This is a genomic window from Paracoccus sp. KKT209 (assembly GCF_055635455.1).
Genome location: NZ_CM145758.1, coordinates 407,524 through 429,812, shown reverse-complemented (window position 1 = coordinate 429,812; position 22,289 = coordinate 407,524). Strand labels below are relative to the sequence as shown.

Here is a 22,289-nt window from a genome sequence, read left to right as displayed (position 1 = left end):
ACCATCGGAGGAGCCGACATGAAACATCTGCTGCTGGCCGCCGCGACGGCCATGGTCTGCGCCACACCCCTTGCCGCCCAAAACCGCATCGACATGATCCGCCCCGATGCGCCGGAACTTGCGGCCTTCGGTCCCCATCCGGTCGGCGTGCGCGCCACCACCTTCACCGACCCGGGCCGCATCGACGTTCTGGCCACGACCGCCGAAGGTACGCCCCCGACCCGCGATAGGGTCATCCAGGCCGAAATCTGGTATCCCGCCGCTGAGGGCACCGAGGCCGGGACCACCTATGACACGATCCTGCGCGACGGGGTCACGCCCACCACCCTGTCCGGCCGCGCCGCCCGCGACGCGGCCCCGGCCGAGGGACGCTTTCCGCTGGTGATCCTGTCGCATGGCTATCCGGGCAACCGCTACCTGATGAGCCACCTGGCCGAGAACCTGGCCTCCAAGGGCTATGTCGTCGTGTCGGCCGATCACCCCGACAGCACCTATGACGACCAGCAGGCCTTCACCTCGACCCTGGTGAACCGGGCGGTGGACCAGCGTTTTCTTTTGGACAGCATGGCCGGGCTGGAGGACGAGATCGGCGCCATCACCGATGCCGACCGGACCGGGGTCGTGGGTTATTCGATGGGCGGCTATGGCGCGATGATCTTTGGCGGCGCGGGCCTGTCGCAGACCGCGATTGCGCGGACCGAGCCCGAGCGTTTCATCCCGCCGCAGGACCTGCTGTCGCGGCTGGCGGCGGGCAGCGATGCCCATTCCGAACTGGTCGATCCGCGCGTCAAGGCGATCATCGCCATCGCGCCCTGGGGCCGGCAGCACGACTTCTGGGACGCCGAGGGGCTGGCGGCGTTCGAAAAGCCGCTGATGCTGGTCAGCGGCAGCGACGACGACGTGTCGGTCTATGACGCGATCCGGCAGATCTTCGACCAGACCACGGGGACCACGCGGCACCTGCTGACCTTTGAATATGCCAACCACAATGCGGCCGCGCCGATGCCCGCCCCGGCGGAGGCCTGGCAATATTCCGACACCCTTGGCCGCGCACCCTTTGACCACTATGCCGATCCGGTCTGGGACAGCGTCCGGATGAACAACATCCTGCAGCATTTCGCCACCGCCTTCATGGACCTGCACCTGAAGGACGAGACTGCCAAGGGCGACTACCTGGACCTGGTGGCGAACCCGGCCGACGGCGTCTGGTCGATGGACGAGGCCGGAAAGCCCGCGGACGACCACAGCTACTGGACGGGCTTTGCCGACCGCACCGCCAAGGGGCTGCGCTTCGAGACGCAGGCCGCGGATCAGTGATCAACCGGGGCGGCGCAGCCCGATCAGGTCCAGCGCCGCCTCGATCCCCGACAGGGGCGTGCCCCGCATCTCGGCCACCAGCGCGTCGAAGCGGGCGCGCAGGGCGTCCTTTTCGGCGCCCTTGCAATCGTTCCAGGGGCGGCCCTGCAACGCCATGTGCAGCACGTAATAGCCGATGAAATGCGGCCGCTCTCCGGCGGCCAGCAGGGCGCGATAGGCCTCGTGCGCGCCGGCCGCGCGCAGCGCCGCCGCGTCCGCCACACCCGCCGCGATCAGGGACCGCGCGGTGGCGGGGCCGATGTTCGGGATCCGCGTCAGGTCGCTCTCCATCCCGTGCCTTTCCAAAACCGCAGCTTTCCTGTATCAGCGCGCCGATCTCAAGGACATCATGACATGACCCAGGACGCCAGCCCCACGGCCGCGAAAAAGCTGTTCATCAAGACCTATGGCTGCCAGATGAACGTCTATGACAGCCAGCGCATGGCCGAGGCGATGGGCGCCGAGGGCTATGAGCTGACCGAGGACCAGGCCCAGGCCGACATGGTCCTGCTGAACACCTGCCACATCCGCGAGAAGGCCGCCGAAAAGCTGTACAGCGACCTGGGGCGCCTGAAGCCGCTGAAGGCCGAAAAGCCCGACCTGAAGATCGGTGTCGCCGGCTGCGTGGCCCAGGCCGAGGGGGCCGAGATCATCCGGCGCATGCCGCTGGTGGACTTGGTCGTGGGTCCGCAGACCTATCACCGCCTGCCCGCGATGATGCGCGGCGAGGCGCCGGCGATCCTGACCGACTTTCCCGAAGAGGACAAGTTCGACCACCTGCCCGAACGGCGCGCCACGCGCCGCGCGCCCGCGGCCTTCCTGACCGTGCAGGAGGGGTGCGACAAGTTCTGCGCCTTCTGCGTGGTCCCCTATACGCGCGGCGCCGAGGTCAGCCGCCCCGTGGACCGCATCCTGCGCGAGGCGCGCGACCTGGTGGCGCGCGGCGTCCGCGAGATCACGCTGCTGGGCCAGAACGTCAATGGCTGGCACGGCCAAGGTCCCGACGGTCGCGAATGGGGCTTTGGCCGCCTGATCCGCGCCATTGCCGAGATCGAGGGGCTGGACCGCATCCGCTATACGACCAGCCATCCGAACGACATGGCCGACGACCTGATCTCGGCCCATCGCGACATCCCCGCGCTGATGCCCTATCTGCACCTGCCGGTGCAGTCGGGCAGCGACCGCATCCTGAAGGCGATGAACCGCAAGCACACGGCCGACCAGTACCTGCGCCTGATCGACCGCATCCGCCAGGCGCGCCCCGACATCCTGCTGACCAGCGACTTCATCGTGGGCTTCCCGGGAGAGACCGACCAAGACCATGCCGACACGCTGCGCCTGGTGGAACAGGTGGGTTTTGGCACCGCCTTCAGCTTCAAGTATTCGCCGCGTCCCGGCACGCCGGCCTATGACCGCGCCGAGGTAGAAGGCGCGGTGGCCGATGCCCGCCTGCAGGAGCTTCAGGCCCTGCTGAGCCGCCAGCAGCGGGCGGCGCAGGAGAGCATGGTCGGACGCACGGTGAGCGTGCTGTTCGAAAAGCCCGGCCGCGAGACGGGCCAGATGGTCGGCAAGTCCGACTACCTGCATTCCGTCTTTGTCGAGGCGCCGCAGGCGCAGGTGGGCGACCTGGTGCAGGTCCGCGTCCTGGAAAGCGCGCCGAATTCCCTGCGGGGCGCCCTGCTGGACTGACGGGAAGGAAATGCCGGCCCCCGAACGAACGCGCGAACAGGTCGGGGGCCGGTCTTCCACGCGGACGGGCCGGCGCAGAAGCCTGGATCGCAGCCAAGGCCGCGAATGATGTGCCGGCCCCCCGAGGAATGCGCGAACAGGACGGGGGGCCGGACTTTTCCGTGCCTTCGGGACCGGGCACGGAAACCGTAGGGTCGGGTGCGGGGCTATTCGCCGCCGCCCAGACCATGAACATAGACCGCAAGCGCGCGGATCTCGGCTTCGGACAGGCGCGCGGACCAAGACGGCATCACGCCATAGGGGCCCTCGCTGATGATGCGGACCAGCGTCTCGGGCTCGGAGCCATAGAGCCAGACCTGGTCGTTCAGCGCCGGCGCGCCTTGCCCCCGATCGCCGCTGCCGTCATCCATGTGGCAGGCGGCGCAGTTGTCGGCATAAACCTCGGCGCCCGCCGCGGCGCGGGCAGCATCATGCGGCAGCCCCGATAGCGACCGGACATGATCCGCCACCTGCAGGATCTGCGCCCGCTCCAGCAGGCCGTCGGCGCCAAAGCGCGGCATTTCGGAATAGCGCGTGTCGGGGTCCAGCGGATCACGGATGCCGTGCTGCAGCGTCAGGTGGATGTCCTCCAGGCTGCCGCCCCAGAGCCAGCTGTCGTCCAGGAGGTTCGGATAGCCCGGCCCCCCCGCGGCGCCGGCGCCGTGGCACTGCGCGCACCAGGTCCGGTAAAGCGCGCCGCCCGCATTGGTGGCATAGCTGACCAGCTGCGGGTCCGACGGGATCTGCGCCAGGTCGGTTTCGACCAGCGCGGCCTGGACCGGGGCATTGGCCTGCTGGAACCGCTCGATCTCGGCTGCGACGGCGCTGCGGCTGTTCGTGCCCAAAAGGCCTTGGGTCGCCTGGCTGACCAGCGGGATCGCCGGATAGGCGACCATGTAGCCCAGGGCCCAGACGATCGTGGCGTAGAAGGTCCACAGCCACCAGCGCGGCATCGGGTTGTCGTATTCGGTGATGCCGTCCCATTCATGCCCGGTCGAAGGCGTTTCCTTCAGGCCGACGCCGTGGCGCCCCTTGCGGCGCTGTTTGGGCGCGATCGGCTGGTCGGGGGCCGGGCGGGGCGGGATGTCCCCGGCCAGCTTGGCGGCATGTTCGGCATCGGCGCTGTGCCGGCGCAGGCCCACCTGGTTGTCGGGGTTCTGCGGCGAGGCGTGATCGTCGGCCGGGTTCCGGGGCTTGTCGGACATCAGCGGTCGTCCTTGTTGTTGTCCTCGGCAGGACGGGTCTCGTTGCGGAAGATGCTTTCGGCGGCGTCCTTCTGGACGCTTCTGGAACCGGGGCGGAAGGCAAAGATGATCACGCCCACGAAGACCAGCGTCAGCAGCAGCAGGACCCAGCTGTCGGCCAAGGTGCGAAGAAAGCTGTAGGTTTCCATGCGCGGCCTCAGCGGTTCGGATCGGGTTCGAAGGTCGAGAAGTCGACCATCGTGCCCAGCACCTGCAGATAGGCGATCAGGGCGTCCATCTCGGTCAGCTGGGGCTGGCGGTCGAAGTTGCGCAGCTGGGCGCCGGGATAGCGCGCCTGCAGCCCTGCCGCGTCGCCGAAGGGATCGGCCTGGGTGCGGAAGTCGGCGACCGCGTTCTGCAGCATCTCCTCGTCATAGGGGACCCCTACGGTGCGATCGGTGCGCAGCCGTTCGACGATGTGGTCGGGGCCAATCACCCGGTCCAGCAGGAAGCCGTATTTCGGCATGATCGATTCCGGCACCAGCGACTGCGGGTCGCGCAGGTGGTCGATATGCCATTCGTCGGAATAGCGGCTGCCCACCCGCGCCAGGTCCGGCCCGGTGCGTTTGGACCCCCACTGGAACGGGTGGTCGTACATCGATTCGGCGGCCAGGCTGTAATGGCCATAGCGTTCCACCTCGTCGCGCATTGGCCGGATCATCTGGCTGTGGCAGACATAGCAGCCCTCGCGGACATAGATGTCGCGGCCGGTCAGTTCCAGCGGCGTGTAGGGACGCACGCCCTCGACCTCTTCGATGGTGTTTTCCAGGTAGAACAGCGGCGTGATCTGCACGAGGCCGCCGATGGTCACCACCAGGAAGGAAAAGATCAGCAGCAGCGTCGCGTTCTTTTCAAGGATCTTGTGCTTGTCCAGGATTGCCATGAACGTTGCCCCTTACTCGGCCGGAACGGCGATGGAGGTGGAGACGGCCTTGGGCTGCCGCGCGACGGTGGCCCAGAGGTTGAAGGCCATGATGACCCCGCCGGCCAGGAACAGGACGCCCCCCAGACCGCGCACGACGTTCATCGCGAACTTGGCGGCGACGGTGTCGGCGAAGGCGTTGACCAGGTAGCCGTTCTGGTCGACCTCGCGCCACATCAGCCCTTCCATGATGCCGCTGACCCACATCGAGCTGGCGTAGAGGACGATCCCGATGGTCGCGAGCCAGAAGTGCCAGCTGACCAGCGACAGGCTGTAGAGGCGTTCCCGTCCCCAGAGGCGCGGCGTCAGGTAATAGAGCGCGCCGAAGGTGATCATCCCGTTCCAGCCCAGGGCGCCGGAATGAACGTGGCCAATGGTCCAGTCGGTGTAATGCGACAGGCTGTTCACCGACTTGATCGACATCATCGGGCCTTCGAAGGTCGCCATCCCGTAGAAGCCCACGGCCACCACCATCATGCGGATGATCGGATCGGTGCGCAGCTTGTCCCAGGCCCCTGACAGGGTCATCAGGCCGTTGATCATGCCGCCCCAGCTGGGCATCCACAGCATGATGGAAAACACCATCCCCAGGGTCGCGGCCCATTCCGGCAGCGCGGTGTAGTGAAGGTGGTGCGGACCGGCCCAGATATAGAGGAAGATCAGCGCCCAGAAGTGGATGATCGACAGCTTGTAGGAATAGACCGGACGCTCGGCCTGTTTCGGGATGAAATAGTACATCATCCCCAGGAAGCCCGCCGTCAGGAAGAAGCCCACCGCGTTGTGGCCGTACCACCACTGCACCATGGCATCCTGCACGCCGCTGAAGACCTGGACGGATTTCGACCCCCAGATGCTGACCGGCACCGACAGGTTGTTGACCACGTGCAGCATCGCGATGGTGACGATGAAGGCCAGGTAGAACCAGTTGGCGACATAGATATGCGGCTCGCGGCGCTTGATGATCGTGCCCAGGAAGACGGCCAGATAGGTCAGCCAGACCACCGTCAGCCACCAGTCGACGTACCATTCCGGTTCGGCATATTCCTTGGATTGCGTGGCGCCCAGGATATAGCCGGTCGCTGCCAGCACGATAAACAGGTTGTAGCCCCAGAAGACGAACCAGGCCGCGTTCCCGCCCCACAGCCGTGCCGCGGAGGTGCGCTGCACGACGTAAAAGCTGGTCGCGATCAGCGCGTTGCCGCCAAAGGCAAAGATCACCGCGCTGGTATGGAGCGGCCGCAGCTTGCCAAAGTTCAGGTAGCCCCGCGCCAGGTCGCTGAAGTTCAGCGCCGGGAAGGCCAGCTGAAAGGCGATAATCACGCCGACAAGAAAGCCCACGACGCCCCAGATCACGGTGGCGACCACGCCGGCGCGGATCACACCGTCCATGTATTCGTTGCCGTTGACCGGCAGGACCGGCTCGTCGATGCGGCGCAGGGTCCACAGGAACATCCCGCCCGCGACCAGCATGACGGTCAGCGCATTGACCATATAGGCCGGATCACGGGCCAGGTTGGCCCCGATCGCGGCGAAAAGTGCGATCCCGCCCAGCAGGATCAGTTTCACGTAATTCCACATGGCGTCCCCGTGCCCATCTGCGTCGCGTCCCGCTCTGCGCCCCTCCGCCTGCGAATCGCCGGCGGCCCTCGGGGCCTTCGATGGAATGGGCATAGGCTGCGGGGGCGGGCCGAACCTTGATCTGCGTCAAACCCGCGACTTGATCGGGATCAAGGCCGGCCGCCCGGCGCCGCGGCAGGATGTCCCCATCACCCCTTTGGAACAGAGGACACTTCCATGGCCTACAAGACGATCCTGACCGTCCTCAGCGATCCGGGCCAGCTGCCCCAGCTGGACGCCGCTGTCGGACTGGCCTTGGCGCAGGATGCGCATCTGGACATCCTCTGCCTGGGCATCGACCACAGCCAGCCGGGCTATTACTTCCCCGGCGGCACCGCCTATGGCCTGCAGGAGGCGATCGACAGCGCCATGGGCGATGCCGAGGCGCTGGAAACCCGCATCCGCCAGCACCTCGCCCCGGTCCCCGAACTGCGCTGGTCGGCCGAATCGGCCGTGGCCCAATCCGGTGGCATTGCCGGGCTGGTCGGCCTGCGCGCGCGCTTTGCCGATTTGACGGTCCTGGCCAGCCCCTATGCGCAGGGCCAGCCGGGCGACGCCGAGATCGTCACCGAGGCGGCCCTGTTCGAGGGCGGCTGCCCGGTGCTGATGCTGCCCAAGGCCACGCCGCCCGCGCTGCCGCCCGGCCGCGTGCTGGTCGCCTGGAACCAGTCGGCCGAGGCGCTGGCGGCGATCCGCCGCGCGCTGCCGCTGCTCAAGGCCGCCCGATCGGTCGAGATCACCTGCATCGATCCGGGCCGCAACGGCCCCGAGCGTTCGGATCCCGGCGGTGCGCTGACGCAGATGCTGACCCGCCACGGGGTCCGGGCCGAGATCGCCGTCCTGGCCCGCACCGCGCCACGCATCAGCGACGAGATCAACCGCCGCGCGATCGAGATCGGCGCCGATCTGGTGGTGATGGGGGCCTATGGCCATTCGCGTCTGCGCCAGGCGATCCTGGGCGGGGCCACGCGTAACATGCTGGAACAGGCCCGCGTGCCGGTGTTCCTGGCGCGCTGACAGGGATCGGTCGGTGGGCCGTGCGGGGGGACGGCGGGTCCCCCCGCGATGTCATGGGACGCAGATCAGACGCCGCGGCGGTTCCCCCACAGGATGACATGCAGCTGCGGCAGCACGCGGGGCGTGAACCAGCGGTCGGCCGTCACCTTCTCGACCAGCCACAGCAGCCGGTCGGCCACGTCCTGGGCCGCCACCGGCAGGCCGGGATCGACCTCGGGATTGCCCGGCTGCAGATACAGCGGCAGATCCGGATGGCGCCCGGCCATTTCCTGCGCCCAGGCATAGTCGCGGTCGTCGAAGATCACGATCTTCATCACCGTCTGCCCTGCCCCCTGCCCCGCCCGGATGCAGGCGGCAAGCGCGTCCAGGTCCGGGCTTTCGCCGCTGGACGGGGGCTTGGGGCTCAGGACCAGCATGTGCAGTTGGTCGAACCAGTCGCGGGCGATCGACCCCTGCGTTTCCAGCGCAAAGCGATAGCCCGCCGCGCGGCCCCGCGCGATCAGCGGACCGAAGTCTTGGATCGCCGGGTTCCCGCCCGAAATGGACACCGTCAGGGGCTGCCCGCCCGACAGCGCCTCGACCTGGTCCCAGACTTCTTCCGGGGTCATCTGCGCCCAGGTGTCGCGAAAGGCGCTGTCCACCGCATGCAGCGAATCACACCATGAGCAGCGGTAATCGCAGCCCCCGGCGCGAACGAAGACGGTGGGCTCTCCGATCAGCGCGCCCTCGCCCTGGATGGTCGGGCCGAAGATCTCGGCGATGCGCAGGCGCGTCACGGCCGGTACTCGGCCCAGGTCTTGGGCGTCTCGCTGACCTTGACGGCGCTGGTCTCGGGCCAGCGGGCGCGGCACCAGTCAAAGAAGTGGCGGGCCAGGTTCTCGGCCGTGGACGGCACCTCCAGCAGGTCGTTCAGGTGGCGGTGATCAAAGCTGCCGTCGATATAGTCTTTCAGCGGCTTCAACTCGTGATAGTCGCGCACGAAGCCGTCCGCATTCAGGTCGGGCGCCGCCAGTTCGACCACCACGACATAATTGTGGCCGTGCAGCCGGGCGCATTGGTGATCCGCCGCCAGGTGGTCCAGCCGGTGCGAGGCGCTGAAGTGAAACTCCTTGCTGATCCTGAACATCACACCCCCTGCTGCGTATGGGCCGCGACGGCGACCTGCCAGAAATCCGGATCCTCGTAATCGGTCGGGTCCGCAACGCCGGCCAGGTGGAAGGCCTCGCGTCGTTCGACGCAGGTGCCGCAGCGTCCGCAATGCCGCGCCCCGCCCTTGTAGCAGGACCAGGTCTGGGCAAAGGGCGTGCCCGCGCCCGCGCCCGCCACCACGATATCGGCCTTGGTCGCATGAACGAAGGGCACGTCCAGCGCGACATCGGCATAACCCTCCAGCGCGGCCTTCTGCATGGCGGCGAAGGCATCGGTAAAGGCGGGGCGGCAGTCGGGATAGATGAAGTGATCGCCCCCATGCACGGCCGCCGCCACCGCAGCATCGCCATTGGCGGCGGCAATCCCGAAGGCCACGGTCAGCATGATCGCGTTTCGGTTGGGCACGACGGTGACGCGCATCGTGTCCTCGGCGTAATGGCCGTCGGGCACGTCGATGTCGTTGGTCAGGGCCGAGCCGCTCAGCGCGGCGCCCAAGCCCGACAGGTCCACCAGGTGATGCGGCACGTCCAGCCGGCGCGCACAGGCCAGCGCAAAGTCCAGCTCCTTGCGGTGGCGCTGGCCGTAATCAAAGCTGACCAGGCGCGACAGGCGCCCCTGCGTGGCCAGCACATGGGCGAGCGATACGGAATCGAGCCCGCCCGAGCAGACGAGAGTGGTGTTCATTCTGTGACCCTTGTTTTTGTGACCCGGGTAGGCTGCGACCGGGAAGCGCCCGGTTATCACTGCCGGCGCGGCTTGTGAAGGCGCGGCATGCCGGTGACGCCGGGTCAGGCCAGCCAGCCGCCGTCCGAATCGTCGCCCGATTCCTCGACCAGCCGCGCAAAATCGGGCAGGATCACGCCGCGCTTGCCGACCAGCTCGATGACGCCGTCGCGCTTGAGCGCCCCGACCTGGCGGCTGACGGTCTCGATGGTCAGGCCCAGGTAATCGGCCATCGCCTCGCGGGTCAGCGGCAGGTCCAGCTCCATCCGCCCGCCGGGGCGGCGCTTGTGCAGCGCGGCTTCGCGCCGCGCGATGATGGCGATGAACGAGGCGATCTTTTCCCGCGCCGTCTTGCGGCCCAGAAGCAGCATCCATTCCCGCGCCGCGTCCAGCTCGTCCAGGGTCATCTCCAGCAGGCGATGGGCCAGGTGCGGGGTGTGCTGCATCATCTGGTCGAAGGGCTTGCGGCGAAAGCAGCACAGCACGACCTTGGTCGCGGCGGTGGCGTTATAGGCGGCGGTGTCGCGCCCCGGGCGGCCCAGGAAATCGCTTGGCAGCAGCAGGCCCACCATCTGCGTCCGGCCGTCCTCCAGGGTCTGGGTCAGCGTGGCGACACCGGTAACCACCGAGGCCACGAAATCCATTCGGTCGCCTTCCCACAGGATCGGCTGGCCGGCCTCGAAGGTGCGATAGAACTTGATCTGCTCCAGCTGCGTCAGCTCGTCGCCTTCGCAATGCGCGCAGACGGCACGGTAGCGGATCGGACAATCCGTGCAGCGCACGTCCTCGGGCGCGGAGCTGCCCGTCTTGCCGGGCTTGATCTGGGTCAAGGCAGGTGTCCGCGTCATGCTCTTATTGTAGGCACATGGAACACCTTTCGCAACTGAGACGCGCCGGCCTGTTCGAGGCTCGTGCCCCCCGCTATACCAGCTATCCGCCCGCAACCCAGTTCGTGCCGGCCGTGGACGGCGATCTGGTCGCCGGCTGGATGGCCGCCGTGCCGGCGGGGTCGCGGATCTCGCTCTATATCCATGTGCCCTTCTGCCGGCGCCTGTGCTGGTTCTGCGCCTGCCGCACGCAGGGGACGCAAAGCATGGACCCGGTGCGAAGCTATGTTCAGACCCTGCAGACCGAGCTGCAGGCGCTGCGCCGGCGCCTGGCGCCGGGTATCGCCTTGTCGCGCCTGCACTGGGGCGGCGGCACGCCCACCCTGCTGACGCCGGACCTGATCTGCCAGCTGGCGGGCGCGGTCTTCAACGCCTTCCCGATGGAGGAGGGCGGCGAGTTCTCGGTCGAGATCGACCCGTCCGAGATCGACGCGCCGCGCATGGCCGCGCTGGCGGCGGCGGGAATGACCCGCGCCTCGATCGGGGTGCAGGACTTCGACCCGCAGATCCAGGAGGCGATCGGCCGTCCCCAGAGTTTCGAGATCACCGCCCAGGCCGCAGCGCTGATCAGGCAGCACGGCATCGCCAGCCTGAATGTCGATATCCTTTACGGCCTGCCCTATCAGACCGGGCAGCGAATTGCGGACACGGTGCAGAAGGTCATGGCCCTGGCCCCCGACCGGGTCGCACTTTACGGCTATGCCCATGTGCCCTGGATGTCCAAGCGCCAGGTGATGATCCCGAACGAATCGCTGCCTGACGGCGAGGCGCGCCTGGCCCTGTTCGAGACGGCGGCCGAGCTGTTCCTGGCCGACGGATTCCAGCAGATCGGCATCGACCATTTTGCCCGCCCCGGCGATGGGCTGGCACAGGCCGCGGCCCAAGGCCGGCTGCGGCGCAACTTCCAGGGCTATACCGACGATCCGGCCCAGGTGCTGATCGGCCTGGGCGCCTCGTCCATCTCGCGCTATCCGCAAGGTTATGCGCAGAACGTGCCGGCCACCGGCGCCTATACGGCCGCCATCCGCGAGGGACGGGTCCCGGTGGTGCGGGGCCATATCTTCACCCCCGAGGACCGCTGGCGCGGCCGGCTGATCGAGGCGCTGATGTGCGATTTCCGCATCGACCTGGCCGCCCTCCGGGCCGAGGTCGGCCCCCTGCCCGACGGCATCTTCACGCCGCTGCTGGAGCGTTTCGACGGCGCCGTGCGCCTGACGGACGAGGCCTTCGAGATCCTGCCCCAGGGGCGGCCCCTGACGCGCCTGATCGCGCAGGCGCTGGACGCCTATGCCGCCCCGCAGGGCAGCCATTCGGTCGCGGTGTGACCGGCCGGGGCGCTAATGCGCCTCGGCCCAGTTCAGTCCATGCCCCGCATCGACGACCAGCGGCACCGACAGCCGGACCGAGGGTTCGGCGGCGTTTTCCATGATGTCGCGGGCCCGGGCGATCAGGTCGTCGACGCCATCCTCGCGCACCTCGAAGACCAGTTCGTCATGCACCTGCAGCAGCATCCGCGCCGGCAGGTCGGCGATGGCCTCGGGCATGCGGATCATCGCGCGGCGGATGATGTCGGCCGCCGCCCCCTGGATCGGCGCGTTGATCGCGGCCCGGCGGGCGCCGCCGGCGGCAGGACCCGACTGGTTGATGCCGGGCGTGTTGATGCGCCGCCCGAACAGCGTGCGCACGAAACCGTCGGCCTTGGCCTCGGCCACGGTGCGGTCCATGTAGGCGCGGATCTCGGGGAAGCGCTCGAAATAGGTGTCGATGAAGCTTTGCGCCTCGGCCCGCGGGATGCGCAGGTTGCGCGACAGACCAAAGCCCGAGATGCCGTAGATGACGCCAAAGTTGATCGCCTTGGCGCGGCGGCGGATCATCGGGTCCATCCCCTCGACCGGGACGCCGAACATCTGGCTGGCGGTCATGGCATGGATGTCGATGCCGTCGCGAAAGGCCTGCTTCAGCGCCGGGATGTCGGCCACATGCGCCAGGATGCGCAGCTCGATCTGGCTGTAGTCCAGGCTGACCAGCCGATAACCCTCGGGCGCGATGAAGGCCTGGCGGATGCGGCGCCCCTCGTCGCTGCGGATCGGGATGTTCTGCAGGTTCGGGTCGGTGGAGGAGAGCCGCCCGGTCTGGGCGCCGGTGATCGAATAGCAGGTGTGGACGCGGCCGCTTTCGGCATTCACAAAGGTCGGCAGCGCGTCGGTATAGGTCGATTTCAGCTTGCTGATCTGGCGCCAGTCCAGCACGCGGGCCGGCAGGTCGTGACCTTCGGCGGCCAGGTCCTCAAGCACGTCGGCGCTGGTGGAAAAGGCCCCGGTCTTGCCCTGCTTGCCCCCGGCCAGCCCCATCTTGTCGAACAGGATCTCGCCCAGCTGCTTGGGGCTGCCGATGTTGAAGCTCTGGCCGGCAAGGCCATAGATCTCGTCCTCCAGTCCCGCCATCTTTTGGGAAAAGGCGTTCGACATGCGCTTCAGGACATCCGTGTCGATGCGCACGCCGGCCATCTCCATCTGCGCCAGAACCGGGATCATCGGCCGTTCCAGCGTGTGATAGACGGTCGACACCTTTTCCACCGGCAGCATGGGCGCGAAATGCTGGTAAAGGCGCAGTGTCACATCGGCGTCTTCGGCCGCATAGGGCGCGGCCTTGTCGAGGGTCACCTGGCCGAAGTTGATCTGGCTTTTCCCCGATCCGATCAGCTCCTTGATCGGAATGCATTTGTGGCCCAGATAGCGCTCGGCCAGCTCGTCCATGCCGTGGTTGTGGGTGCCGGCGTTCAGGGCATAGGACATCAGCATCGTGTCGGCCAAGGGGGTCATGCGGATGCCGTGGCGGGCCAGCATCTTCCAGTCGTATTTCAGGTTCTGGCCGATCTTCAGGATCGACGCGTCCTCCAGCACCGGCTTCAGCGCGGCCAGGACGGCGGCGGCCTCCATCTGCCCCCCGACGCGCGCCGATTGCCCGAACAGGTCATCGCCCCCCGCGACATGGCCAAAGGGGATATAGCAGGCCCGCCCCGGCGCCACCGCCAGCGAGACGCCCACCAGTTCGGCCTGCATTTCGTCCAGCGCGGTCGTCTCGGTGTCGATGGCGACCTGGCCTGCCTCGCGGATGGCGGCGATCCAGGCCTCCAGCGCCTCCATGTCGGCCACCGTCTCATAGGCCGTCGTGTCGATGGGAGGCTGCTCGGGTGCCGCGGGCGCATCACTGGCGGGGGCTGCCTGAACCGCCGGGGCCTCGGCGCCCAGCACCTGGGCCACGCGGTTCGTCAGGGTGCGGAACTCCATCTCGGACAGGAAGGCCAGCAGGCGCTCCGGCTCGGGCGCGCGCACCTCGAGGCTCTCCAGGGTAAAGTCCAGGGGCGTGTTGCAGTCCAGCTCGACCAGCCGCTTGGAGACGCGGATCTGCTCGGCAAAGTCGATCAGGGTCTGGCGCCGCTTGGGCTGCTTGATCTCGGTCGCACGTTCCAGCAGGCTTTCCAGGTCGCCGTATTCCTGGATCAGCAGGGCGGCGGTCTTGATGCCGATGCCCGGAGCACCGGGCACGTTGTCCACCGCATCGCCGGCCAGCGCCTGCACGTCCACCACGCGGTCGGGGCCGACGCCGAACTTTTCCATCACCTCGTCGGGGCCGATCAGCTTGTTCTTGATCGGGTCCAGCATGTCCACGCCGTCGCCGATCAGCTGCATCAGGTCCTTGTCGCTGCTGATGATCGTGGCGGTCCCGCCCGCCTCGCGCGCCCGGCAGGCCAAGGCGGCGATGATGTCGTCGGCCTCATAGCCTTGGGTCTCGATGCAGGCGATGTTGAAGGCGCGGGTCGCGTCGCGGGTCAGCGGGAACTGCGGGCGCAGGTCCTCGGGCGGTTCGGGGCGCTGCGCCTTGTAGGCGGAATAGATCTCGTTGCGGAAGGTCTTGGACGAGTGATCGAAGATCACCGCGGCATGGGTCGGCGCGGTGTGGCCGTCATCCGTCTGCACATAACGCCACAGCATGTTGCAAAAGCCCGCGACCGCGCCGACCGGCAACCCATCGGACTTGCGCGTCAGGGGCGGCAGCGCATGATAGGCGCGAAAGATGAAGGCCGATCCGTCGATCAGATGCAGATGACAGCCCTTGCCGAATGCGTCGCCCATGATCACCTATCCTTGCTGCTTCGGCCCGTGTTTTGACATGGCGGACCGGATTCTTCCACCCGCCGCAAAGGAGGTGCCGATGCCCCGGATGCGCCGCAAGTCCGACCTGCCGACCAAGACCTGCCTGGCCTGCGGGTTGCCCTTCAGCTGGCGCAAGAAATGGGAACGGGACTGGGATCAGGTGCGCTACTGCTCGGACCGGTGCCGGGGCAAGAAGCCGACGCGGCAGGGCGGGGCCAAGGGTGGCGCAGTCGCCCCGCCCTGAGGGGCTCCAAAGGAGCGATCAAGGCGCGCCAGCCCGGGATGCTGATCTCAGTGGTCGTCGTGGGCGTGATCGCGGTCGATCACGAAGCGCTTGTCGCAATAGCCGCAATCGACATAGCCCGCCTCGGGCGCGATCGCCAGCCAGACGCGCGGGTGGCCCATGCCGGCCGCGTCGTCGCCGTCGCAGCTGACGCGCCAGCGGGTCACGACTTCCGTGACGGGCGCCGGGCGGTTCAGCGCCTCGGGGCCGGTTTCGGTCGACAGCGGGGTTTCGGGCGTCACGTGCTGCGTCATGGCTGGCCTTCTTGTGGCGGCTTGCATCATCTGGTCTAACCCCCATTAGCGCAGCGCCGCCTGCCTTCGCAAGCTCTGCAAGGATTGCCCCATGTCCGACGCCATCCAGATCACCGGTCTTCGCAAGACCTATGCCGCCCAGGGCAACGCCCCCGCCAAGGAGGCGCTGAAGGGCATCGACCTGACGATCCGCGCCGGCAGCATCTTCGGGCTGCTGGGGCCGAACGGCGCGGGCAAGTCCACCATGATCAACATCCTGGCGGGGCTGGTGAACAAGACCGCGGGCCAGGTCACGATCTGGGGCTTTGATCAGGACCGCAACCCGCGCCAGTCCCGCGCGGCCATCGGCGTGATGCCCCAGGAACTGAACATGGACCCCTTTTTCACCCCCCGCGCCAGCCTCGAGGTGCAGGCGGGACTTTACGGGGTGCCGAAATCTGAACGCTGGACGGACGAGCTTCTGGCGCTGGTGGGCCTGACCGACCAGGCCAATGCCTATGCCCGGAACCTGTCGGGCGGCATGAAGCGGCGGCTGCTGCTGGCCAAGGCGCTGGTCCACCGTCCGCAGATCCTGGTCCTGGACGAGCCCACGGCCGGCGTGGACATCACGCTGCGCGAGATGCTGTGGACCAATGTCCGCAAGCTGAACCAGCAGGGCATGACGATCATCCTGACCACGCATTACCTCGAAGAGGCCGAGCAGATGTGCGACGAGATCGCCATCATCAACCACGGCGAGGTCGTCATCCGCCAGAGCACCCGCGACCTGCTGGCGCGCACGGACGGCAAGACGCTGGTTCTGGACACCGGCGGAGAGATCCCGCTGCCCGACCTGCCCCAGGGGGCGCGGGCCGAACGGCGGCAGGACGGGCGGCTGGCGATCACCTATCCGCCCTCGCGCCTGCGCGCGGACCAGGTCCTGGACGCGCTGCGCGCCGGCGGGGTCCCGATCCTGGACGTCGCGACCGAACAGCCCGACCTCGAGGATGTCTTTGTTGAACTGACCCGGGGCTGAGGGTTTGGGGGTCTTGGCGACCCCCACCCGGCGCTGCGATCAGCGGGCGCCGATCATCGGGCCCATGACGGCTCCGCCCATGATGTGCATGTGGAAATGCGGCACCTCCTGCACGCCGTGGCTGCCGGCATTGGTGATCGCGCGAAAGCCCTCGCCCCCCTGGTCCAGCCCGACGCCCTCGGATGCGCAGACCTGCGCGCAGAGGCGCATGAAGCCCGCGATCTCGGCCTCGGAGGCATTGGCCGCGAAGTCGTCAAAGCTGACATAGCGCCCCTTGGGGATCACCAGGACATGGCTGGGCGCCTTGGGCGAAATATCGCGAAAGGCCAGCGCGTGGTCATTTTCGGCCACGGTGTCGTTGGGGATCTCGCCCCGCAGGATGCGGGCAAAGATGTTGCTGTCGTCATAGGCAAAGGACATGCGGCTACCTTTCTAGTCGGAAAAGAGATGTGGAGTTTCGGCCAGCGCCCGCCCCTCCTCCGGGCTGACGCCCAGGAAGGACGCAATGGCCAGGGCGTTGCGCTCGGTCGCGGCGGTTTCCGAGATTGTCGCGAACTGCGCAAAGCCCGCCTCCTTCAGGCGGTCGGCCTCGTGTTCCAGGTCGCTGCGCATGATCGGCAGCAGCCGGTCGGCCAGTTCGGCGGGCGCATCGCGGCTGACCAGTCCGACCCGCTCCATGTGGCCGCGGATATAGGCGTCGTCGAACCGGCTGTCCACGAACAGGATCCGCGTCTCGGCCCGGTCGCCATCGAAATCGGCGATGAGGCTGAGCGCCGAAGGGTCGACGCAGAACACCAGGTGATCGGATTCGAACTGGTCGAACAGCAGCTTGACCAGCGCCCGGCGATGCCGCTCGCGCTTGTTCAGGGAGGATTCGACGCCGCCCATGTCCGGCAGGTTGGCCTCGGATTCGTTGAAGATGTAATCCACGGCAGGAATATCGGATCGCGCCCGAATGGCGGCGGTCAGGCGCTTGGCCACATGCCATTTCTTGGCCACCAGGATGTGGACCACGCGCTGGTGTCCCAGGCTGCCGTCGGTTTCCCAGAAGCGCGGGGCGAAACGCCGGCCGATCCGCCCGCGTCCCGTCAGAAAGGCAAACAGACGCCGCCCTTCGGAGACTAGGGCGAAATCCAGCCCCTCGCTCTGCCACAGCGCGCCAAGCCGTTCCCGCAGCTCCAGCGCCTCGGGGCTGATCTTGCGCGCGAACAGGTAATCCTGGCGCAGCAGCAGGTCATAGTGGTCGTTGTAAAAGGTCAGCGGCATTCCGTAATCGGTGAAGATCAGGAAGGTCAGCGTCCGCGTCCGGATCTGGGTGCGCGGCACCAAATGCGCGACCAGCGTCTGGAAGAAGGTCTCGTCCGGGATCCAGGTCGTGCTGAAGAAGCGGACGATCTCGGGGCGTGACTGGATCAGCGCGAAGATGCCCTCGACCGTCTGGCGGCGCAGGCACCACCATTGCGACCCGATCATCACCTGCAGGTCGCGGGGCACCTCGCGCCGCAGCCCAAGGCGCTGCTGCAGGTCGAAGCTGGCATAGAACAGCCGGCGCTGCTTGCGCTCGTTGAACCAGTGCCGATAGATCAGCCGCTCCTCCTTGAAGCCGGTCTTGATCCAGTCGCTTTTGAAAAAGTCGAAGCTCTCGATATAGTCGCAATCCTCGGCATCCAGGAAGGCCCGGGCAAATTCGGCTGACTTGATGGGCATGCAGTCGCCCGACAGCATGTAGAAATGGGTGGCTTGGGGAAAGGCCGCCTCGGCCGCGCGCAACGCCTCCAACGTGGCCGCGACCAGCGACCATTCACCCCACCCGCACCTGATGCGCCGTGCGGCAAAGGTCACGCGGGGATGGTCCCCAAGCGCGTCGCGGATCTGCTGGAACATCGGCATGGGCGAACGGCGGTCGAAGTGGATCGCCACGAAATCGCCCGTCGCCGTCAGGCGGCGCGCCTGGTCGATCACCCCCTGCGGGTCCTTGTGCGCCAGAAGGATGAAGGCGATGCGGGCCATGTCGTCTTGTCGTCCCTCGGAATGATGGCAGTCCGACCATGTCAGGCGTTGAAAATCCCGCCTCGTTTTGATTTGTGTGTGTAACCATTTTTACTGTTGGGACAAGCAGCCCGGCCCGTCGCGGCCCAAGTGCGGCCGCCCGCGATCGATCGGAGAAATTGAAGCATGGGTTTTCCCGGCGTCTGGATGACGGAAAGCGAGAGCATGATCTATCGGGTCGTGCCGAAATGCGCCTGCTCGACCATCGGCCAGATCATGTACTATTCGGACCACGGCCGCTTCTTCGACGGCGACATCCATGACGCGAACGAGGGCATGCACAAGTGGTCCCAGGACCACAGCCAGGACCCGATCGAACGCGCGGTCCGGTCCCACGAGGCGGTGACCTTCACCTGCGTGCGCAACCCCTATGCGCGGATCCTGTCCTCGTTCTTCGACAAGATCGCGGGGATCCAGCGCAATGGCCGCCGCTATCGCGGCAACCTGGTCCCGCAGCTGGTCCAGCGCTATGGCATCGACGTGGGCAGCCCGGAAAATGGTTTTGAATTCGACCAGGTCGCCAGCTTTCGCCGCTTCCTGCTGTTCGCGCGCGACACCATCCGGTTCCGCAAGCCGATGGAGCCTGACATTCACTGGTCGGCCATGTCGGGACATATCTCGACCTTCATCGTGAACGGCGGTCGCTATGATCGCATCTTCTTCACCGAGGCCTTCAACGACGGCATGCAAAAGGTGCTGAACGAGGCCGAGACCCCGGTTCCGCTGGACCTGGCCGACGTGCCCCGGTTCAACGAATCGGAAGGGCACGGGCCCAAGCGCGCCCATAAGGTCAGCGACTATTTCGACGACCTGTCGCGGCACCTGGCCTGGGAAATCTACAAGGACGATTTCCAGCTGTTCCGCTATGACTTCGACAATCCCGACAACAAGATGCCCCTCGGAGAGGTCGACCTGGACGAGGTCCACGCCAAGCTGGGCCGCTGAACGCGAACGGGCGCCCGCAGGCGCCCGTTGTCGCGGCCTGTCCGCGCCGATTATTCCAGGTGGCTTTCAAGGAACCACAGGTCCTTGTCCAACTCGCGCGACACGCCGGTCAGCAGATCGGCGGTATCGGCGTCGCCCGCGTCGTCCGTGCTGTCGATGGCCGCGCGCACCTTGGCCCCATGATCGCGGATGCGGGCGCAAAGTTCGCTCAGGTGATCCTGCACCTTTGTGACGTCGGTCGGATAGGGTTTCAGCGTCGTCGCATCCTTCACCACCTCGGCCGTGCCCATGGCGCGCCCGTCCAGGATCTGCACCCGTTCGGCCATCACGTCGGTATGGTCCAGAACGCGGGCATAGACGGCATCCAGGAATTCATGAACGGCAATGAAGTTCGGCCCTTTCATGTTCCAATGCGCCTGCTTGACCGCAAGGCCCAGGGCGATGCTGTCGGCGACACGGGCGTTCAGGGTTTCGATGGATGTCTTGCGGGCATTGTCTTCAAGCCCTTGCACGTTCACGGCCATGATAGCCTCCTGTGTTCGGATGTTTCGCCGCCACAACAAGGTGCCCGTCCCCGAGGTTCCATCGCGTGCGATATAAACCGCCCATTGCGACGAAAGGTCATGGCCATGAAAAACGGCGCCTCCCTTTCAGGGGGCGCCGTCTGGCCGCCGCGACGGATGCGCGGCCCAAAGGTGGCGGATCAGACCGCGCCCTTGATGAAGTTCACCGCGTCGCCGACGGTCTGGATGGTCTCGGCGGCGTCATCGGGGATCTCGATCCCGAACTCTTCCTCGAAAGCCATGACCAGCTCGACGGTGTCGAGGCTGTCGGCGCCCAGATCGTCGATGAACGAAGCGGACTCGACCACCTTGTCCTCGTCGACACCCAGATGCTCGACCACGATCTTCTTCACGCGATCAGCGATATCGCTCATGTCATATCCTCATTCTCGCGGGCATCCGCCCAAGTTTTGCACGGACCTGGCGGCCCGGTTCAGCACAGGGCGGTTCCCCTGCTGCTAAAGCGGGGGATATAGCACCCATGAACCTTCATGCAACCGCTTTCGCAAGGATTCCTGCGGGGCGTTGCGGCGGCGCAAGACCCTCAGATCATCGCCATGCCGCCGTTCACATGCAAGGTGGCGCCGGTGACATAGCCGGCGTCGGGGCTGGCCAGGTACAGGACCGCCGCGGCGATCTCCTGCGCGTGGCCCATGCGGCCGGCGGGGATCTGGGTCAGGATCTTGCCCTTCTGGTCGTCGGTCAGCTTGTCGGTCATCGGCGTCTCGATGAAACCGGGCGCCACGCAGTTCACGGTGATGCCGCGGCTTGCGACCTCGTAGGCCAGGGATTTCGACATGCCGACCAGGCCCGCCTTGGCGGCGGCATAGTTGCCCTGCCCCGGATTGCCCGTCGCCCCCACGACCGAGGTGATGTTGACGATCCGTCCCCACCGCGCCTTCATCATGCCGCGCAGCACCGCGCGCGACAGCTTGAAGACGCTGGTCAGGTTGACGTCCAGAACCTGCGCCCATTCCTCGTCGGACATGCGCATGAACAGGTTGTCGCGCGTGATGCCCGCATTGTTGATCAGGATGTCCACCGACCCCATCGCCTCGGCCGCGGCCTTCGGCAGCGCGGCCAGCGATTCCGCCTCGCCCAGGTTCGCCGTCACCACATACGCACGATCGCCCAGCTTCTCGGCCAATTCGCGCAGCGGCGCCTCGCGCGTGCCCGACAGGGCAACGGTCGCGCCAGCCGCGTGCAGCGCCTCGGCGATCGCGCCGCCGATCCCGCCCGACGCGCCGGTCACCAGCGCGGTCTTTCCCGTCAGATCGAACATCCCAAGCCTCTTCGTCGTTGTCCCAATACCCCGGGGTCCGGGGCCTGGCCCCGGTCCTCCGGTCACCCCTTCAGCGCCGCCACGTCGGCCGGCACGCCCACGTTGCGCACCACTGCATCCTTGGCGATGCGCTTGATCATGCCCGACAGCGCCTTGCCCGCGCCGATCTCCCAGAATTCGGTCACGCCGGCCTCGGCCAAGTTGGCGATGGATTCGCGCCAGCGCACCGTGCCGGTCACCTGCTCGACCAGCAGGCGGCGGATGGCGCCCGGCTCGGTCACGGGTTCCGCACGCACATTGGCAAAGACGGGCACGGCGGGCGGCTGGATGTCCACGCCCGCCAGCGCGTCGGCCATGGCGGCGGCAGCGGGCTGCATCAGCACCGAATGAAAGGGCGCCGACACCGGTAGCATCAGCGCCCGCTTGGCCCCCGCAGCCTTCATCGCCTCGGCGGCGGCCTCGACGGCGCCCTTGTGCCCCGAGATCACGACCTGCGCCGGATCGTTGTCATTCGCGGCCTGCACAACCTCATCGCCGCCCACTTCGCGGCAGATGCGGTCGACGGTGTCGAAATCCAGACCAAGGATGGCGGCCATGGCGCCCTGCCCCACCGGGACGGCCTCCTGCATGGCCTGGCCGCGCAGGCGCAGCAGTCGCGCGGTATCCGACAGCGTCAGAGCCCCGGCCGCGCAGAGCGCCGAATATTCCCCAAGCGAGTGGCCCGCGACGAAGTCGGCATCTGCGATGCCGAAGCCCTCGGCCTCCAGCGCGCGGAAGGCCGCGATGGAGGTCGCCATCAGCGCGGGCTGGGCGTTCTGCGTCAGGGTCAGTGTCTCGGCGTCGCCCTCCCAGATCAGCGCCGACAGCTTTTCGCCAAGCGCCTCGTCCACCTCGTCAAAGACGGCGCGCGCGGCCGGATAGGCCTGGGCCAGATCGCGCCCCATCCCGACCGTCTGCGCGCCCTGCCCTGGAAACACGAATGCCCGCATGGGATCCCCCTGAAATCATTGCCCTGGAAAAGGGCATAGCCTCTGCGCGCGGGTGCCGCAACCAAGGGCGCGGAGGGGGCAGGCAAAGAAAAAGGGGCCACCGGGGCCC

24 protein-coding genes are annotated in these 22,289 nt (G+C 67.0%); 7 read left to right on the top strand and 17 right to left on the bottom strand.

The window, feature by feature from the left end; genetic code table 11:
* Window positions 1-18: 18 nt before the first annotated feature.
* Window positions 19-1,317: an alpha/beta hydrolase family protein gene (locus tag ACZ2G3_RS02165; RefSeq protein WP_470397355.1), complete on the top strand. Its 1,299-nt coding sequence runs from the start codon at window positions 19-21 to the stop codon at window positions 1,315-1,317.
* On the opposite strand, the gene ACZ2G3_RS02160 is transcribed toward ACZ2G3_RS02165, so the two are convergent.
* Window positions 1,318-1,647 carry a TfoX/Sxy family DNA transformation protein gene (locus ACZ2G3_RS02160; protein ID WP_470397353.1) on the bottom strand — a complete coding sequence of 110 codons (330 nt, stop codon included), beginning with the start codon at window positions 1,645-1,647 and terminating at the stop codon, window positions 1,318-1,320.
* A gap of 63 nt (window positions 1,648-1,710) precedes the next feature.
* On the opposite strand from ACZ2G3_RS02160, the gene miaB reads away from it, so the two are divergent.
* Window positions 1,711-3,045 carry a tRNA (N6-isopentenyl adenosine(37)-C2)-methylthiotransferase MiaB gene (gene miaB, locus ACZ2G3_RS02155; RefSeq protein ID WP_470397351.1) on the top strand — a complete coding sequence of 445 codons (1,335 nt, stop codon included), beginning with the start codon at window positions 1,711-1,713 and terminating at the stop codon, window positions 3,043-3,045.
* Window positions 3,046-3,251: 206 nt separating this feature from the next.
* On the opposite strand, the gene ccoP is transcribed toward miaB, so the two are convergent.
* The 4 genes from ccoP to ccoN are packed head-to-tail and all read right to left on the bottom strand — an operon-like array spanning window position 3,252 to window position 6,828.
* Window positions 3,252-4,289, bottom strand: coding sequence for a cytochrome-c oxidase, cbb3-type subunit III (ccoP, locus tag ACZ2G3_RS02150; RefSeq protein ID WP_470397349.1), 1,038 nt, complete (start codon window positions 4,287-4,289; stop codon window positions 3,252-3,254).
* Window positions 4,289-4,477 (bottom strand): cbb3-type cytochrome c oxidase subunit 3, encoded by a 189-nt coding sequence (locus ACZ2G3_RS02145; RefSeq protein ID WP_470397347.1) that lies wholly within the window; start codon window positions 4,475-4,477, stop codon window positions 4,289-4,291. The genes ccoP and ACZ2G3_RS02145 overlap by 1 nt, the downstream gene beginning before the upstream one ends.
* An 8-nt stretch (window positions 4,478-4,485) precedes the next feature.
* Entirely contained in the window at window positions 4,486-5,211 is a 726-nt protein-coding gene (gene ccoO, locus ACZ2G3_RS02140; RefSeq protein ID WP_419270064.1) for a cytochrome-c oxidase, cbb3-type subunit II, read from the bottom strand.
* A gap of 12 nt (window positions 5,212-5,223) precedes the next feature.
* On the bottom strand, window positions 5,224-6,828 hold the full coding sequence (gene ccoN, locus ACZ2G3_RS02135; RefSeq protein ID WP_419270062.1) for a cytochrome-c oxidase, cbb3-type subunit I: 1,605 nt from the start codon (window positions 6,826-6,828) through the stop codon (window positions 5,224-5,226).
* 216 nt (window positions 6,829-7,044) lie between these two features.
* On the opposite strand from ccoN, the gene ACZ2G3_RS02130 reads away from it, so the two are divergent.
* A complete protein-coding gene (locus ACZ2G3_RS02130) occupies window positions 7,045-7,884 on the top strand; it encodes a universal stress protein (protein WP_470397345.1) in 840 nt (279 codons plus the stop codon).
* 65 nt (window positions 7,885-7,949) lie between these two features.
* Here the strand turns inward: ACZ2G3_RS02130 and queE are convergent, their stop codons facing one another.
* The 4 genes from queE to fnrL form a co-directional block, all read right to left on the bottom strand.
* Window positions 7,950-8,660 (bottom strand): 7-carboxy-7-deazaguanine synthase QueE, encoded by a 711-nt coding sequence (gene queE, locus ACZ2G3_RS02125; protein WP_470397343.1) that lies wholly within the window; start codon window positions 8,658-8,660, stop codon window positions 7,950-7,952.
* The gene (gene queD / locus ACZ2G3_RS02120; protein ID WP_419270056.1) at window positions 8,657-9,010 is read right to left on the bottom strand and encodes a 6-carboxytetrahydropterin synthase QueD; all 354 of its coding nucleotides are present in this window, start codon (window positions 9,008-9,010) and stop codon (window positions 8,657-8,659) included. Before queD ends, queE begins: the two co-directional genes overlap by 4 nt.
* Window positions 9,010-9,717, bottom strand: coding sequence for a 7-cyano-7-deazaguanine synthase QueC (queC, locus tag ACZ2G3_RS02115; RefSeq protein WP_470397342.1), 708 nt, complete (start codon window positions 9,715-9,717; stop codon window positions 9,010-9,012). Before queC ends, queD begins: the two co-directional genes overlap by 1 nt.
* Before the next feature lie 104 nt (window positions 9,718-9,821).
* Entirely contained in the window at window positions 9,822-10,577 is a 756-nt protein-coding gene (gene fnrL / locus ACZ2G3_RS02110) for a transcriptional regulator FnrL (RefSeq protein WP_470399021.1), read from the bottom strand.
* Window positions 10,578-10,621: 44 nt separating this feature from the next.
* Between fnrL and hemN the strand changes: the two genes are divergently transcribed.
* Window positions 10,622-11,968 (top strand): oxygen-independent coproporphyrinogen III oxidase, encoded by a 1,347-nt coding sequence (hemN, locus tag ACZ2G3_RS02105; RefSeq protein WP_470397340.1) that lies wholly within the window; start codon window positions 10,622-10,624, stop codon window positions 11,966-11,968.
* Between the two features lie 12 nt (window positions 11,969-11,980).
* Here the strand turns inward: hemN and polA are convergent, their stop codons facing one another.
* Window positions 11,981-14,779 carry a DNA polymerase I gene (polA, locus tag ACZ2G3_RS02100; RefSeq protein WP_470397339.1) on the bottom strand — a complete coding sequence of 933 codons (2,799 nt, stop codon included), beginning with the start codon at window positions 14,777-14,779 and terminating at the stop codon, window positions 11,981-11,983.
* Between the two features lie 79 nt (window positions 14,780-14,858).
* On the opposite strand from polA, the gene ACZ2G3_RS02095 reads away from it, so the two are divergent.
* A complete protein-coding gene (locus tag ACZ2G3_RS02095; protein WP_470397338.1) occupies window positions 14,859-15,044 on the top strand; it encodes a DUF2256 domain-containing protein in 186 nt (61 codons plus the stop codon).
* 47 nt (window positions 15,045-15,091) lie between these two features.
* Here the strand turns inward: ACZ2G3_RS02095 and ACZ2G3_RS02090 are convergent, their stop codons facing one another.
* Window positions 15,092-15,280, bottom strand: a complete 189-nt coding sequence (locus ACZ2G3_RS02090; RefSeq protein WP_470399020.1) for a zinc-finger domain-containing protein — start codon at window positions 15,278-15,280, stop codon at window positions 15,092-15,094.
* A gap of 148 nt (window positions 15,281-15,428) precedes the next feature.
* Between ACZ2G3_RS02090 and ACZ2G3_RS02085 the strand changes: the two genes are divergently transcribed.
* On the top strand, window positions 15,429-16,352 hold the full coding sequence (locus ACZ2G3_RS02085; RefSeq protein WP_470397337.1) for an ABC transporter ATP-binding protein: 924 nt from the start codon (window positions 15,429-15,431) through the stop codon (window positions 16,350-16,352).
* A 39-nt stretch (window positions 16,353-16,391) separates the two neighbouring features.
* Here ACZ2G3_RS02085 and ACZ2G3_RS02080 read toward each other — a convergent pair whose 3' ends face one another.
* Complete coding sequence (locus ACZ2G3_RS02080) at window positions 16,392-16,772, bottom strand: HIT domain-containing protein (protein WP_419270043.1); 381 nt, start codon at window positions 16,770-16,772, stop codon at window positions 16,392-16,394.
* Between the two features lie 12 nt (window positions 16,773-16,784).
* Complete coding sequence (locus tag ACZ2G3_RS02075; RefSeq protein WP_470397336.1) at window positions 16,785-18,362, bottom strand: DUF5928 domain-containing protein; 1,578 nt, start codon at window positions 18,360-18,362, stop codon at window positions 16,785-16,787.
* 165 nt (window positions 18,363-18,527) lie between these two features.
* Here ACZ2G3_RS02075 and ACZ2G3_RS02070 point away from each other — a divergent pair, with 165 nt between their 5' ends.
* Entirely contained in the window at window positions 18,528-19,346 is an 819-nt protein-coding gene (locus tag ACZ2G3_RS02070) for a sulfotransferase family protein (protein ID WP_419270039.1), read from the top strand.
* 50 nt (window positions 19,347-19,396) lie between these two features.
* Here ACZ2G3_RS02070 and dps read toward each other — a convergent pair whose 3' ends face one another.
* From dps to fabD, 4 genes are all read right to left on the bottom strand, one after another.
* Window positions 19,397-19,870, bottom strand: coding sequence for a DNA starvation/stationary phase protection protein Dps (gene dps / locus ACZ2G3_RS02065; protein ID WP_470397334.1), 474 nt, complete (start codon window positions 19,868-19,870; stop codon window positions 19,397-19,399).
* A 179-nt stretch (window positions 19,871-20,049) separates the two neighbouring features.
* Window positions 20,050-20,283, bottom strand: coding sequence for an acyl carrier protein (locus ACZ2G3_RS02060; RefSeq protein ID WP_111299847.1), 234 nt, complete (start codon window positions 20,281-20,283; stop codon window positions 20,050-20,052).
* Between the two features lie 170 nt (window positions 20,284-20,453).
* Window positions 20,454-21,191 carry a 3-oxoacyl-ACP reductase FabG gene (gene fabG / locus ACZ2G3_RS02055; RefSeq protein ID WP_470397331.1) on the bottom strand — a complete coding sequence of 246 codons (738 nt, stop codon included), beginning with the start codon at window positions 21,189-21,191 and terminating at the stop codon, window positions 20,454-20,456.
* A 62-nt stretch (window positions 21,192-21,253) separates the two neighbouring features.
* Window positions 21,254-22,180 carry an ACP S-malonyltransferase gene (gene fabD, locus ACZ2G3_RS02050; protein WP_470397329.1) on the bottom strand — a complete coding sequence of 309 codons (927 nt, stop codon included), beginning with the start codon at window positions 22,178-22,180 and terminating at the stop codon, window positions 21,254-21,256.
* Window positions 22,181-22,289 lie beyond the last annotated feature (109 nt).

Bases quoted from the DNA above. Each gene is read 5' to 3' on its own strand.
- ACZ2G3_RS02165 (WP_470397355.1), top strand. From the start codon at position 19: ATGAAACATCTGCTGCTGGCCGCCGCGACGGCCATGGTCTGCGCCACA.
- ACZ2G3_RS02160 (WP_470397353.1), bottom strand. From the start codon at position 1,647: ATGGAGAGCGACCTGACGCGGATCCCGAACATCGGCCCCGCCACCGCG.
- miaB (WP_470397351.1), top strand. From the start codon at position 1,711: ATGACCCAGGACGCCAGCCCCACGGCCGCGAAAAAGCTGTTCATCAAG.
- ccoP (WP_470397349.1), bottom strand. From the start codon at position 4,289: ATGTCCGACAAGCCCCGGAACCCGGCCGACGATCACGCCTCGCCGCAG.
- ACZ2G3_RS02145 (WP_470397347.1), bottom strand. From the start codon at position 4,477: ATGGAAACCTACAGCTTTCTTCGCACCTTGGCCGACAGCTGGGTCCTG.
- ccoO (WP_419270064.1), bottom strand. From the start codon at position 5,211: ATGGCAATCCTGGACAAGCACAAGATCCTTGAAAAGAACGCGACGCTG.
- ccoN (WP_419270062.1), bottom strand. From the start codon at position 6,828: ATGTGGAATTACGTGAAACTGATCCTGCTGGGCGGGATCGCACTTTTC.
- ACZ2G3_RS02130 (WP_470397345.1), top strand. From the start codon at position 7,045: ATGGCCTACAAGACGATCCTGACCGTCCTCAGCGATCCGGGCCAGCTG.
- queD (WP_419270056.1), bottom strand. From the start codon at position 9,010: ATGTTCAGGATCAGCAAGGAGTTTCACTTCAGCGCCTCGCACCGGCTG.
- queC (WP_470397342.1), bottom strand. From the start codon at position 9,717: ATGAACACCACTCTCGTCTGCTCGGGCGGGCTCGATTCCGTATCGCTC.
- hemN (WP_470397340.1), top strand. From the start codon at position 10,622: ATGGAACACCTTTCGCAACTGAGACGCGCCGGCCTGTTCGAGGCTCGT.
- polA (WP_470397339.1), bottom strand. From the start codon at position 14,779: ATGGGCGACGCATTCGGCAAGGGCTGTCATCTGCATCTGATCGACGGA.
- ACZ2G3_RS02095 (WP_470397338.1), top strand. From the start codon at position 14,859: ATGCCCCGGATGCGCCGCAAGTCCGACCTGCCGACCAAGACCTGCCTG.
- ACZ2G3_RS02085 (WP_470397337.1), top strand. From the start codon at position 15,429: ATGTCCGACGCCATCCAGATCACCGGTCTTCGCAAGACCTATGCCGCC.
- ACZ2G3_RS02080 (WP_419270043.1), bottom strand. From the start codon at position 16,772: ATGTCCTTTGCCTATGACGACAGCAACATCTTTGCCCGCATCCTGCGG.
- ACZ2G3_RS02075 (WP_470397336.1), bottom strand. From the start codon at position 18,362: ATGGCCCGCATCGCCTTCATCCTTCTGGCGCACAAGGACCCGCAGGGG.
- ACZ2G3_RS02070 (WP_419270039.1), top strand. From the start codon at position 18,528: ATGGGTTTTCCCGGCGTCTGGATGACGGAAAGCGAGAGCATGATCTAT.
- dps (WP_470397334.1), bottom strand. From the start codon at position 19,870: ATGGCCGTGAACGTGCAAGGGCTTGAAGACAATGCCCGCAAGACATCC.
- ACZ2G3_RS02060 (WP_111299847.1), bottom strand. From the start codon at position 20,283: ATGAGCGATATCGCTGATCGCGTGAAGAAGATCGTGGTCGAGCATCTG.
- fabG (WP_470397331.1), bottom strand. From the start codon at position 21,191: ATGTTCGATCTGACGGGAAAGACCGCGCTGGTGACCGGCGCGTCGGGC.
- fabD (WP_470397329.1), bottom strand. From the start codon at position 22,180: ATGCGGGCATTCGTGTTTCCAGGGCAGGGCGCGCAGACGGTCGGGATG.